The 12,841-nt window shown below is 59.2% G+C and carries 12 protein-coding genes; 6 read left to right on the forward strand and 6 right to left on the reverse strand.

All coding sequences use genetic code 11. From position 1 onward, the window contains the following. Positions 1 to 79: 79 nt before the first annotated feature. The gene (locus tag SO140_RS40135; RefSeq protein WP_449381371.1) at positions 80 to 241 is read right to left on the reverse strand and encodes a hypothetical protein; all 162 of its coding nucleotides are present in this window, start codon (positions 239 to 241) and stop codon (positions 80 to 82) included. Positions 242 to 411: 170 nt separating this feature from the next. Between SO140_RS40135 and SO140_RS40140 the strand changes: the two genes are divergently transcribed. Then, complete coding sequence (locus SO140_RS40140) at positions 412 to 633, forward strand: hypothetical protein (protein WP_449381370.1); 222 nt, start codon at positions 412 to 414, stop codon at positions 631 to 633. A gap of 97 nt (positions 634 to 730) precedes the next feature. After that, positions 731 to 967: a hypothetical protein gene (locus SO140_RS40145; protein WP_498543906.1), complete on the forward strand. Its 237-nt coding sequence runs from the start codon at positions 731 to 733 to the stop codon at positions 965 to 967. Positions 968 to 977: 10 nt separating this feature from the next. On the opposite strand, the gene SO140_RS40150 is transcribed toward SO140_RS40145, so the two are convergent. Continuing rightward, positions 978 to 1,877 carry a hypothetical protein gene (locus tag SO140_RS40150; RefSeq protein ID WP_498543907.1) on the reverse strand — a complete coding sequence of 300 codons (900 nt, stop codon included), beginning with the start codon at positions 1,875 to 1,877 and terminating at the stop codon, positions 978 to 980. 154 nt (positions 1,878 to 2,031) lie between these two features. On the opposite strand from SO140_RS40150, the gene SO140_RS40155 reads away from it, so the two are divergent. After that, positions 2,032 to 3,906 carry a matrixin family metalloprotease gene (locus SO140_RS40155; protein ID WP_449381367.1) on the forward strand — a complete coding sequence of 625 codons (1,875 nt, stop codon included), beginning with the start codon at positions 2,032 to 2,034 and terminating at the stop codon, positions 3,904 to 3,906. 50 nt (positions 3,907 to 3,956) lie between these two features. On the opposite strand, the gene SO140_RS40160 is transcribed toward SO140_RS40155, so the two are convergent. From SO140_RS40160 to aspT (SO140_RS40175), 4 genes are all read right to left on the reverse strand, one after another. Then, on the reverse strand, positions 3,957 to 4,817 hold the full coding sequence (locus SO140_RS40160) for a M48 family metalloprotease (RefSeq protein ID WP_449381366.1): 861 nt from the start codon (positions 4,815 to 4,817) through the stop codon (positions 3,957 to 3,959). A 47-nt stretch (positions 4,818 to 4,864) separates the two neighbouring features. After that, entirely contained in the window at positions 4,865 to 6,217 is a 1,353-nt protein-coding gene (locus SO140_RS40165) for a clostripain-related cysteine peptidase (protein WP_449381365.1), read from the reverse strand. A gap of 312 nt (positions 6,218 to 6,529) precedes the next feature. After that, complete coding sequence (aspT, locus tag SO140_RS40170) at positions 6,530 to 8,224, reverse strand: aspartate-alanine antiporter (protein WP_474804197.1); 1,695 nt, start codon at positions 8,222 to 8,224, stop codon at positions 6,530 to 6,532. Positions 8,225 to 8,240: 16 nt separating this feature from the next. Continuing rightward, positions 8,241 to 9,932, reverse strand: coding sequence for an aspartate-alanine antiporter (gene aspT, locus SO140_RS40175; RefSeq protein ID WP_449381363.1), 1,692 nt, complete (start codon positions 9,930 to 9,932; stop codon positions 8,241 to 8,243). 362 nt (positions 9,933 to 10,294) lie between these two features. Here aspT (SO140_RS40175) and aspD point away from each other — a divergent pair, with 362 nt between their 5' ends. The 3 genes from aspD (at position 10,295) to SO140_RS40190 (ending at position 12,661) form a co-directional block, all read left to right on the forward strand. Continuing rightward, positions 10,295 to 11,908 (forward strand): aspartate 4-decarboxylase, encoded by a 1,614-nt coding sequence (gene aspD, locus SO140_RS40180; protein WP_449381362.1) that lies wholly within the window; start codon positions 10,295 to 10,297, stop codon positions 11,906 to 11,908. Positions 11,909 to 12,003: 95 nt separating this feature from the next. Continuing rightward, on the forward strand, positions 12,004 to 12,225 hold the full coding sequence (locus SO140_RS40185; protein ID WP_449381361.1) for a hypothetical protein: 222 nt from the start codon (positions 12,004 to 12,006) through the stop codon (positions 12,223 to 12,225). A gap of 124 nt (positions 12,226 to 12,349) precedes the next feature. Further along, positions 12,350 to 12,661: a hypothetical protein gene (locus tag SO140_RS40190; protein ID WP_449381360.1), complete on the forward strand. Its 312-nt coding sequence runs from the start codon at positions 12,350 to 12,352 to the stop codon at positions 12,659 to 12,661. Positions 12,662 to 12,841: the final 180 nt, after the last annotated feature.

Below are 12,841 nucleotides of genomic sequence, written 5' to 3' on the forward strand. Positions count from 1 at the left end.
TGAGTATGCCTGTCCATAAGGACAGTTCTCAACACAACGGTCCACCTGACAAGGCGGCCCCCAGCGGAGGATTACTAGGTTACTGCTTGCATACAAGTTGAATGATGGTGTCGATATTGAATTGCAGGCGCTCATCCAGCGCATCCGGATTCATCAGGTCGCGATCATAAATTATCGAGCCGGTGGATCGGTTGGTCGGGTAATAGTAGCCAACCGCCGCAATCGTAATATTCAATTGCACGGGATCAATCCCTGCTCGAAACTCCCCGCTTTTTTCGCCTGTTTAAAGTATGCTGGCGAGCATGGTGATGAATTTGCGGCTTGCCACCTTGATCAGCGCCGACTTTTTCAAGTGCCTGGCCCGGTGAAGATCTCGCTGTTCACCAGCGTCAAGAATTCAGGAGTTTTCAAATGGTATTGCCACGTGAACCGGACCAGGCGCTCATCGGGAGCAAGGACAATCTGTTCCAGGCCGTTATCGAAAACGCCTATCTCGATATACGCAACAACGAACAGCAGCTCCATCTCGACGACTTCGAACCGAAGGAAGCTCTTAAGCCGGCGCAACTTCCTGCTCGCGTCAGCGGCGGGCATCGGCGCGGTTGCTATGCCAGCCGCTTTCAGCGGCGGTAGTGCGTGGGCGGCTCTCTCCGACCTCGCGATTACATGCGCCTACCGCGATCGCGCCTCGGCTTATTGGAATTCGATCGTTTCCGGCGGTCGGACTTTCGTGGAATCCATTGGCAAGCTGAAAGATGGTCTGGTCTCGCTGATCAACGAAGGGTCGTCCGAAAAGTCGCTTGCCGATATCAAGGCTCTCTCTGCCAAGACCGGCGGCAATTGCGCTATCGCCTGCGATGCCAACGACAGCCCTCTACGACGAGGTGCCTTCACTCGGAGTACGTCCGAACTGCACCACGTCCTCATCCCGCACGACGTTTCTCGAAAGTCGACCCAATGCTTTTGATCGTAAAGGCTTAACGGCGAGGGAGCAAAGTTCGGAACTGAAGTTCCTGAATCACGCTGTCGATATGCGCTTTCGTGTAAGGCCCGATGCCCACGGCAACTGGACGGGATCGGGTGACCTTTTGTTCGGGCACTTCCACGGTCTCTTCGATCGTTTCGCCCGCACGCGTCTTCTGCTTGATCGTCTTTTTATGCGCCGGGATCACGACGGTATAGAACTCTTTTCGGAAATCCTCATCCGAAAGCTCTACCAAGGCGAGATCGATCGAGTCAGTGGACTTGGACTCGCCGGACAGCGGCGACTTCGCAGTCACACTTGTAAGGACGAAGGTCGGCGCGATGCCACCACTCAGCGTCAAGGCAAAGTCGAGAGAGTAGCCGATTGCCTTATCTTTCGAGTCGAAAACCGTCGGCTTGAATCTATCCTCTGGACGGTTGACTGCTTCCGATCGGGCATCCGCCTCTCGCTGGTCGTCGAAGACGCGGACGATCCACTCTGAGAGACCAAGCGAGCCCTGCAGCGGACTTAGACCCGGTGCGGGGCATGGATGATGTGAAGCTTCGAGAAATGAAACATAGATCTTCAGAAGGGCCGTACGTTTAGAATTGTGTACGACACCGACATTCAGATCGAGCGGCGTCACGCTCCCGAAAGGCCCGGCCAATGACGCCGAAGGCGCGAGAGTGCCCGTCGAATCTATGGCGAGCGTAAGAGTGAGGCCTGCAGCCCACTTCGACAGGTCCGGATATCCCTGCTTACCATGCAATGCAAGAAAGGCCTGTCCTATCTCGCATTTGACGCGCTCTTCCACCGCGACGATGGAAACGCCATCAAGCTGCTCCGTCGGCATGGTCGCGCAACCAGCCACGACCAAGCTGCCAAACGCAGCAAGAATACGCCTGCCCACCATTTCATACGCCCCTATCCACGAGCGTTTCACAAACCGAACCGGCGATCAAGTAGCATCGTCCTTACTTGGCAACCTAGTTTTGGATTCCGAGAAAGTGAATTAGATTTGGCGGTCTCAAGACCAAGGGAAGCCAAAGACGTTTGGATCAGATGCCATGTTCAACTACCGTTTCTGTTTATCGGGGGTTATCGTTCTCGCAGCATTTGCGGGGAAGGCGCCAGCCAAGGCCGATTCGGCGACTAGCGAAGTGCGATGCGAGATATCGAGCGCCATACCCAAGAGCTCTATGCTTTCGTTCGTCGCAAAGTCAGCGCGAGTCGATCTGCCGCAAGAGGTGCAGGTGCGAGGTCCGGGCCCGTTATTTGTTGCGATGCATAGGACACTTTCGAAGTTCGAAGGCCAAGTGCGCATAGAAATCGACAGAAAGACGGACGATGCCAGTGAATTTCAAGACCGATGCACCACAGAATGGCTCAGCACCGCCAAGCCGGTCACTGTTCGCACCCCCTCGACGGCAGGTGACGTCTCGGTCTGGAGGCTAAGGGTCTTCGACAGCGCTGGCGGAGGTCCTACCGGCGAGTTTCCTTACGTTATCGACGTTATGATGCACGCTCCGGCTACGCCCGGAGGTCCAAGATTGACGGCCGTCTCGCCGCTGCCGTCCGACAAGCCATTTTCGGGGGACGGCAGCGAGCCCTCCCGTCCTTGCGGGGAAAGCGCGACCTCGATTCGTGAGGGCGGTACTCTCGAGCCGGCGAGAACGACCAGCAATGAAAATATCAAGTCCGATACCCCGTGGCTTTGGTTCGCAACTGCTGGCCGATACTTGTATATCAAGTTGAAGGCGGACCGTCCTGTCAGGGCGCGCGTTCGTCTATACGCAAAAGAGCCGAGTGGTCTGGCGTTCCGCGGAATTTGCGAATCGATCGTCGAGTTGTCGCCGACTGAGGGACACGGGTATCTGACCGGCCAAGCCGATTGGGACCGGATCATACACCCTCTTTGGCGAGTTGAGATTGAGCCGATCGGCGAGGCTGGCACACCAACGTTCAGTTCTATCTATGCAACGGCGTTCCGCGAGGTGGGCTCGGAGCCGCTCCCCGCGCATGCTGCAGGTGACTCCGGATCGCTCGCCTGGAAGATTGCCAGCGACTGCTATCAATGCCGCGCTTGGACCCCCGGGGCTGCTCGTTCACCAATACAGCAGAGCCCGCCGCCTTTGATTGCGTTTGCGATCTCGACAGGATTGGGGATCGACCTACCGGAAAACACAAGTCAGGAAGGCTCTGTTTTTCTTCTTCGATCCCTGCGAACGGCAATCGGGATTTGGCTCGCGAACTGTCGCGGCTGCAATTACGACGCGATATCCGTCCTACGGATAGGAACTCAATATTGGTTGAGATCGGACATCGCGAATCCGATATTCGCACCCGGTCAACCAGGCGGCCTTCAAGGGAATCGTCTTCTCGAACGTGCGGCAACCGGCGCTGGCGGCGTCGAACTTTTCGGTGAGGCGCCTATAACGGAAGAAAAGCGACGCTTGGTCTGCGCAATGAATTTGGGATCCGAACCAACGGAATTATACCGGATCAAAGCCGCTCTGAGGTGCTTCAATTCAACAGCAACCGACAGCCGCATCATCACGAACATAACGCTGTTGATGCCGACGGATCGGCCAACTGCATGCGGGAGGGGAGCAAACATCATCGCGTGTGAAGAAGATGCGACTCTCGTCGAGCTGAATGGCCGAGATTACAGATTCTGCATGGGTACCGACGCCGTCACGTGCGTAGGCTCTGGGGCCCGCACATTGGATCTTATGCAAATAATGCTTCATGAAGTCGGGCATTGGATTGGTCTCGGCCATTCGGACTCGGCGGGCTCGATCATGGCGAGCACGTTGCAGATCTCTCGCTGTATCACGAACGCGGATGTCGAGAGTTTGCAAGGGCTCGTAACGCATGCGCCGGAGGGTCGGTCGACGGCGGGAAGACCTCAGGCGTTTCGATTGTCGGAATTGGACGATTGAACCGGTCTCTTGCGCGACCGCTCCGCTAAATCGTCGCGTGTTCCTCGATCTCATCGTTGTAGTGCGCTCTTTAAAGACCGCCAATCGTTCGTATCCGTCTCGACGGATAACCGGTCGATGGCTTCCTTTGCGAGAAAATTGATGGAATTTGCTGAAGTGTCGACGCCAGACAGGTAGAGAATTCGCAGAAACCGGGCTACGAATGCGGGGTGAGTGCCCGACAAGGGAATTCTTATCGGTGCGTCGGTCGTGTAGTCGAAGTCCAGCCCTACGCCTCCCAATGGGATCTTGGGGCAAAGCTTCGGAAACGTGTCCGGACACATCGATTTGCGTAGAAGCGCGTTCGTGATGTCCAGAACCGTTTGATATGCCGGAATCGAGGCTTGCTCGAGATTTCCTACGAAGCTGATCGCTGCGGCATCCGCAGCAAGTTCGCTTCTCTGTTTCTCGACGTCGAACACGCGCTCGCCGCTCGTCCCCTCGCCGAAGTCGCTCATTCCGTGCTTCAGGGCGACGTGCCCCAACTCGTGAGCTAAGATCCAAAGGAAGATATACTTCCTGTAGATGGCGCGTTGTTGCGTGCCTTTCCCGAAGATCTCCATCAGCCGGAAGTCATCGATCAAGTCATCAACGAGCTTCAGATCGCAATCAATGACGCTGTCGAACGGAGTAGCGACGCAGTTGTCCCGATATATGGCACCATCGCCGCTTCGCGAGTTCGCCAAGTTCACGAAGATCGGACCATGAATATTCTGCTTAGGGCTGAGCGTGAGGATGAAGTGCGAAGCCTGCGGGTGCCCCCATCGATCGGCCACGGTTTGCGCGAACGACTCTAGGGCGCCCCTAAACTCGATCGGATTCCGCTGCTCTGCGAGACATTGCGCAATCGTCGACAGCAGAAGGATGAGCACCGAACAGGCGACATTAGACCTTACCTGCCTTGCAACACTCGCCCAAATCACTGAAGATTTCGCTCGAGAAAATCGGCCCAACGTTCCTTCGACACGAAATCGACGACGTGAGAAGTGTTCTTCTTCAGATAGCCTTCATGGTAAGGGTCGGACCGGAAGTCCTGCGCGGACGCCGGAAAATATATCGCAACGCCGTTCGAACCCGTATCCTTCTTGCTGCGAGCAGAAGCGTAGTTATAGAGAACGATCTCAGACGCCTTTGCGGCCGCCGTTTCGGCGGCCTTTTTGGCATCCGCGTCCTTCGTTATGGCCGCATACCCATGGGCGAAGCCGATCAAGTCGACGGATGTCTTCATGCCCGCGCTAGATCCATACGTCTTCATTGCGGACCGCGCTTGAACGATGTTGGACTTTTCCCCATCGTGCTTAGCGATGAGGACATCGGCAAACTTGGAAACGGCGGACGCAGTCTCGAGCGCCTTGGGCGTATCAAGAATAGACAAAGTCGTCGAATGAGAATTGCCGTAACGAGCACGATAGCCATCTACGATGGCACGGGAGAGCTCAAGTGCAGTCATCGACGGTTTGGCGAGCAGCCTTTTCAGGAAATAGTCGTAGTCCCAACCTGCGCCCGGCTCCAACTCTTCGCTACCGACGAGCATGGAAGATGAACTTCTGAACGCATACGCCGTCTCCAGCATCGACATCAGACAGGCATCGAAGCCGATCACATCAATTGGCTTCTTGAGCCGGGACGAAAGAGTCTCCGTGACCGATTGGATGTCGCTGTTGTAGAGGAAGTTGCCTGTGTCTTGATCGAAGGAAACCGCGCGGAATCCGCCGAGCGGCGGCGTGTTTTCCGCCGCTCTCTGCAGATCGGCTGCGTTGACCGTCTGGACACTCGGATTTCTGGATGCCGAAGTTGCCCGCACATTAGTATCGCTCGCCAACTGAAACCGCCAGCCTTGCCCATGATTCCAGATGACGAGCATGTAGCGCTTGGCCGGATAAGTATCCACGGCCCAATCGACGAAGTCCTGAAGGGCGGCGGGGGACCCTAGATCGGAAAGTTCGGGCTTACCCCGGAGATCCACAACCGCTTGCGCGGGCACCGGCTCCTGGTTCTTCTTCACGCGAAATCGGAGGACGCCTGACCACTTCTCTGCGGCCTCAGTGAAGTGAACAACCGGCCTTCCCATCTCGACCAGCACGTTGACGTCGCTCGTGCTTCCCCGGCTCGCGATCTCGTTGAAATTCTCGATGGCATCGGGCTCAAGGTTGTTTTTTGCGTTCATGAAAACCATGACCGTCCACTCTGCGGAATTGGCCGCTGCTCTCGTGGCGAGAAGTCCGGTCGTGCTCAATATCGATACGATCAGGAAAATCGTGCTGCGGATCATCGCTGGGCTCTTGAATGGCAGAAGCGGCAAAGCTCCATTCAAGACCAACTTTACGTTGTAAGCAAGAGTCCCCGCACGAGCGGCATAAGACAGGCGTGCAGGATCTCGCGGGCCGCCCACTGCCCGCGGGTCGCAAACGCGGCAAGGTGATGCATTGCGGGATTCGTGGTGCCGGAACAGGAATGACTTCCGGCTTCGGAGTCGCAGTCCTCCAATTGTCCGTCTTTCCAACGAGCACATTTGCCGATGGCTGGCTCTTCGCGGTGCGGCCGAAGGCTGAATCTCCCGACATATAGATGATGCTGTGTCGGCTCAGGCCGCAAATACGAGAACCATGACCGAGCCCCAGGTTGTGAGCAGGATGTTCGCGATAGGATAGGCCGGTGTATAGCCGAGCACTGGCACCGGGCTTCCCGATCGCTCCTGGAGGGCGGCCATTGCCGCGGTTACCGTTTGCGCCCCGGTCAGACCGCCGAGCAGAAGAATTGGGTTCATGCGCAAGACGAAATGACCGAAGCAGAATCCGACGATCTGCGGCAGCAGGGTCACTGCCATGCCGCCGAGCAGCAGGCCGATGCCCGATTCTCGCAGGGCGGAAAGGAAGATCGGCCCGGCATGGATGCCGGTGAGCCCGACAAACGCGGCCAGTCCGAGTGATGTCATCAGGCTGACGGCGCCGTCCGGAATCCGGCCGAAGCGCGGATTGAGCGTGCGGAGGTATCCGACCAGAAGCCCGGCAAGCAGCGTGCCGACGCTCGTGCTCAGCGCGATCTTGATGCCGCCGACAGGAAAACTCACGAGAACGCCAACGACGCCGCCGAAGAAGATGGCGAGCCCCAGCACGACGAAATCGATGCTGGTGCTGGGGGCAACGATGACACCGATATTCTTCGCCGCGTTCTCCACGACCGGTTCGGGGCCGACGACGCGCAGCAGGTCGCCACGCTGCAGGACGACGCCGGGAGCAATCGGAAGCTCCTGGCCGCCCCGGCTCAACGAGCGCAAATAGAGGCCGCGTGTCCAGTCCCGCTGTGAGGCCTCCTGCAGGTTCATGCCGGCGAGCTTGGCATCGATCAGGAAAACGTCAGCGGAGATCAAGGGAATGTCGAGCAGCCCTCTGTCCTCGACCTCCTCGGCGCGGGCGCCGATCAGCTCCACGATGATCTGACGCGGCGCCGATATCGTGATGATGTCGCCTGGCGCGAGGATGGCGCCGGGCTCCGCCTGGAGAATACGTTCTCCACGGCGGATCCGATGGATGAACAGGCGGTGCTCGGGCAGGCGGGCTTCGGCGGCCGCGACGGTCGATCCGGCGAGGGGAGAGCTCTCGTCCAGCCGATAGGCCCGCAGCTCGAATTTTCGCCACGCGGATGCCAGACCCGGCTTGGTGCGAGTCATTCCCAGCGACTGCTCGAGCTTGAGCGCCTCTTCCCGCAGGTCGATCTTCAGGAGCGCAGGCGCTATCACCGTGCAGAACGTGATCACGCCCGCATAGCCGAAGATGTAGCAGACCGCGTCAGCGACTGCGATGTGCGAAACATACAAGGCACGCTGCGCCTCGGGCGCCGAGAGGCCGTTGACCGCGTCGGTCGCCGTTCCCATCGCCGCACTTTGACTCAGCGCCCCAGACATCAGCCCCGCCGCAAAGCCGGGGTCGAGCCCGAGTATCCGCCCCACGGCGATTGCGGACGCAAGGCCGGTGAGGCACACGACGACGGCGAGCAGCATCGGCTTCAGCCCGTCGCGCTTCATCGCCTGCACGAATTGCGGACCGACGGAATAGCCGACTCCGAACAGAAACAGCAGAAACAGGAACGATTTGGTCATGCTGGAAACGGGCACATGCGCGAAGTCGCCGACCGCCAGGCCGGCGAACAATGCGCCCGTGACCGGGCCGAGACTGAAGGCGCCGATCTTGAAGCTTCCGATCCAGTAGCCCGCGGCGATAACCAGGAACAGCGCGAGTTCCGGATAACGGACGAGAAACTGCTCCAGCCAGGTCAGCATCTCGGGCAGCCGATTTCTATGTCATGAGCATGACGAGCACCATGCCCCAGATCGTCAGCAGCGTGTTTCCAACCGCGTAGGTGACGGTATAGCCAAGACCCGGAATCTGGCTCCTGGCGCGATCGTTGATCATGCCGAGCGAGGCAGTCGTGGTCCGTGCGCCGGAACAGCATCCGAGCACGATGGCGTCATGGAATTTGAACAGGTACTTGCCGACATACATTGCGAGGATCAACGGTACGGTCGTCACCACGACGCCCCAGAGAAACAGGCCGATGCCAAGCGCCTTCAGGCCGGCAACGAATCCCGGCCCCGACGAAATGCCGACTATGGCAATGAAAACGTTCAGGCCAACGGAGTTCATGAACCAGACGGTAGGCGAGGGAATCCGGCCAAAGGTCGGCCGCACGGAACGCAGCCAGCCGAAGAACAGGCCTGAGATCAGCGCTCCTCCCGAGGTGGACAATGTGAGGGGCACGCTGCCAATCTTGTAGACGATCGCGCCGACCAGCGCGCCGATGGCAATGGCGGCACCGATGAAGGCAACGTCGGCAACGTCGGTTGCGCGATCCGGCCGGCCAAGCATCTTTGTCGCGGCCGCGACATCGGGCGTGCGTCCAACGATGGTGACGATGTCGCCCCGGTTCAGCTTGGTGTTGGGAAGAATGGGAATCTCGACCGCGATCGCACCCCTCGTGATCTTGCGCAGGAATACGCCGCGCGATGCCGGGCTCTTCGCCAGCTCCTCCAGGGTCTTGCCGTCGACGTCCTTGCTGGTCACGTAGACATCGACACCTTCGATCGGCATGGCAAGCAGCTCGCGATCGTCGACCTCCTCCGCCTGTTCGCCGATCAGCTGGACGAGCACGTCGCGCCGGCCTGCCACGGCCACGACATCGCCTGCATGAATCACGGCATCGGCGATGGCATCGATGATCTTCCCGCTCTGTCGCAGCCGCAGAATGAATACCCGTTGATCGGGGACCAGCGCCTCGGCCTCCTGCACCGTCTTCCCGACCGCCGGGCCGCGCTCGCGAACGCGGAATGCGCGGACCTCGAACTGGTGCCAGGCGGTGCCGGGACCGCCCAACTGCTTCTTGCCGCCGTGCTCCTCCTCATATTTCTTGCACGCCGCTTCCAGATCGATGCCGAGCAGGGCCGGCCCAAGCAGCGCGAGGACGATCGCGGATCCGACGGTGCCGAAGATGTAGGTCACCGCATAGGCGACGGGCATGCCGTCGAGGATCTTCTTGGTTTCTTCCGGCGACAGCCCGAGCCGGTTGATGGCATCGGTCGCCAGACCCATTGACGCCGAAATCGTCTGCGAACCGGCATAGAGTCCGGCGGCCGAGCCGACATCGTAACCGGCAATCTTCGCCCCGAGATACGCGGCGAGCAGGCAGAACACGCACACGACGGCAGCGAAGATCGCTTGGGGAACACCGTCCTGCGCGATGCCGCGCACGAATTGCGGCCCGACGCCGTAGCCGATGGCAAACAGGAACATCAGGAAGAAAAACGGCTTGAGCGGGCCTGTAATCGTGATCCCGATCTGGCCGATGATGACAGCGGCAATCAGCGTCGCGGTGACAGCTCCAAGTCCCAGACCCTTGTAGGTGAAGGAGCCAAAATAGTAGCCCAGCGCCAGGGACAGGAAGATCGCGATTTCCGGATAGGTCTTGAGCGTCTGAAAGAACCAGTCGATCATGATGTCACCCCGTTCATGCCGTCGGCGTGCGCCCGCTTCGCTCCCGCTCCGCTTCGAGAATCGAAGACCCGACGACGAGAGCTGAAGCAATATCGACCAACATGAGGCGACGGTCCGGACAGGACATGTTGATTTATGTCAAGCGCAACGGCCGAGCTGCGGGGCATCCGAGGCATCACCGACGACATCGTCTTGGTGCGTTGCGGCATGGCGGAGATTCGGAGCGTCATTGCCGCCTATGCCTTGAGGTAGATCAAGAGACGCCAGCGGGCGCCGATCATCCTCGGCGCGATCTTCGCGGGCGCCAGAGCCTGGTCCACCTCGTGCTCGTTCCAACAGATCGCACAGTCCGGGAGTGTCACATGGCCGACATCTTGACCCTGAAAAAATTCGAGGCGCTGAGCCCGTTCGAGATCAAGGACGAGCTGATCAATCTCGCCAAGGCGACGTCGAAACGGACGCAATCCGCGTTCCTGAACGCCGGCCGCGGCAACCCGAACTGGGTGGCCACCACGCCGCGCGAAGGTTTCTTCCTGCTGGGACAGTTCGCGATCACCGAAAGCAAGCGGGTCATGGAGCACCCGGCGGGGATTGGCGGCATGCCCCAGGCGAAGGGCATTGCCGCGCGGTTTGAGGCTTGGCTCGCCAAGCACTCCGAGATGCCGGGTGCGAGCTTCCTTTCGGAGATGCTGCCCTTTGCGGTCAAGAAATTCGGCTTCGACGCGGATGCCTTCGTCCACGAACTCGTCGATTCCATCATCGGGGACAATTATCCGGTGCCGGACCGCATGCTGGTGCACAACGAAAAGGTCGTGCACGAATATCTGATGTGGGCCGTTTGCGGTGATCCGCGGCCGGCCGGCAAGTTCGACATCTATGCGGTCGAGGGCGGCACGGCGGCGATGTGCTACCTCTTCAAGTCGCTGAAGGCCAACCGCCTATTGCTTCCCGGCGACACCATCGCGCTGGGAACGCCGATCTTCACACCCTACATCGAGATGACGCATCTGGAAGATTACGACCTCAAGGTCGTCCAGATCAGGGCACCGCAGGAGAACAAATTCCAGTTTACCGACGAGGAAATCAAGAAGCTGGAGGATCCGAAGATCAAGGCGTTCTTCATCGTCAATCCCGCCAATCCCTCCGGGATGGGCGTGAGCCCGGAGACGATCGCCAAGCTGGGCAAGCTGGTCAAGACCAAGCGCCCCGACCTCATGCTGCTCACCGACGACGTCTACGGTACCTTCGTCCACGGCTTCCGCTCGCTGCTGGGTGAGCTCCCGCACAACACCATCGGCGTCTATTCCTATTCCAAATATTTCGGCTGCACGGGATGGCGGCTCGGTGCCATCGCCATTCATGAAGACAACATCTTCGACAAGATGATCGCGAAGCTGCCCGACGACGCTGTGAAGGCGCTCGACAAGCGTTACGGACCGCTGACGCTGGAGCCGCGCAAGCTGAAGTTCATCGATCGGATCGTTGCCGACAGTCGCGACGTCGCGCTCAATCACACCGCGGGCCTGTCGCTGCCGCAGCAGGTGATGATGAGCCTTTTCTCGCTCGCGGAGATGATGGATGCGAAGAAGGCCTATCAGGCCGCCTGCATGGAAATCGTCAACAAGCGGCTGTGGGCACTGCTCGATGGCCTGGGACTTGCCGACAAGCTGTCGCCCAATCCCAACTACGACGCCTATTACGCCCTGATCGATTTCGAGTTCTGGGCCCGGAAGAACATCGGGGACGAAGCCGTCGACTATCTGAAGAAGCACATTCATCCGCTCGATCTTGCATTCCGCTTGGCGGAAGCCCACGGGATCGTGCTGCTGAATGGTGGCGGCTTCGATGCCCCCGAATGGTCGCTGCGTGTCTCCCTGGCGAACCTGCCGGACGATGTCTACGACGATATCGGACGGGGCGTTCGAACGATTGCCAGAGGATACCGGGACACGTACGAGGCGGCTAAGCGAGGCTAAAGGAGCGCGGCTACGGCAACGCCCGGACTGGGCGTTGCCCAAGCGATACTTTTGGATCGAGGATCTCCGACCACAGCGATCATAGGAGGGCAATCATGCCAATCCAGCTCGTGATGGACCGCAGCGGCGATAGCCGTTATTCCTTCAACTCCGACGACGCAGAGGAGCTGGCCCGAGCGGAACGGCGGTTCTACGAACTGACCGGGGTTGGCTTCACCGCAGCGGTCAGGACCAGTCATGGTCAGGTATCGAAAATCCGATCGTTCGACCCCACGGCGGAAGAAACACTCTTTTTTCCCAGACTGATCGGCGGGTAGTCGCCTTCCTGTCATGTTTCGATTTCGACCATTGCCGTTGGGTACCCGCTCCCGCATGAGAGCGACGAGAGCCCTTTTCCTAAGGCGCGGCGCGGAGGCCACGCCTGAGGGGCGGTCGCTGCGGATGCTGCGAGATTGGCTGTCGCAGGCGCAGCGCGAGCAGTTCGCAAGCAACGGCTACTTCGATGTGGTCGGAGGCAACACCGGAAATCATTACAGGATCTTTACCGGCACCTCGGTCAACGTATGCGAGATTGACAAAAGAGGCCGCCTCCGCGATGGGCTGTGTTTCACGACGATTGGTGATCTGCCAATCGGCGACGTGATGCTCGCCCAGAAGATCGCACTGGAAACATGCGAAGACGAGGTGCGCGCCCTGGCCAGGTGGTTCACTCCCCAAAGCCATCATTTTCGGCAAACCCAACTTCTCGGCTGACGGGAGAGATCGTCGTTGTCTCCCGCCGGTGTCGACGTCCATTGATGTCATCTCAGATCGCGCGTGGTGTCGTCACAGGGCAGCAGCACCAACAATATGGCTGCCGACGCGGCAGTGCTTTGGAGTCATCCACACCAGCCGCAAGGCCGCGTCGCGGAGCGCTACGCCGGCTTGTACGCC

It is taken from the genome of Bradyrhizobium sp. UFLA05-108 (assembly GCF_059803455.1).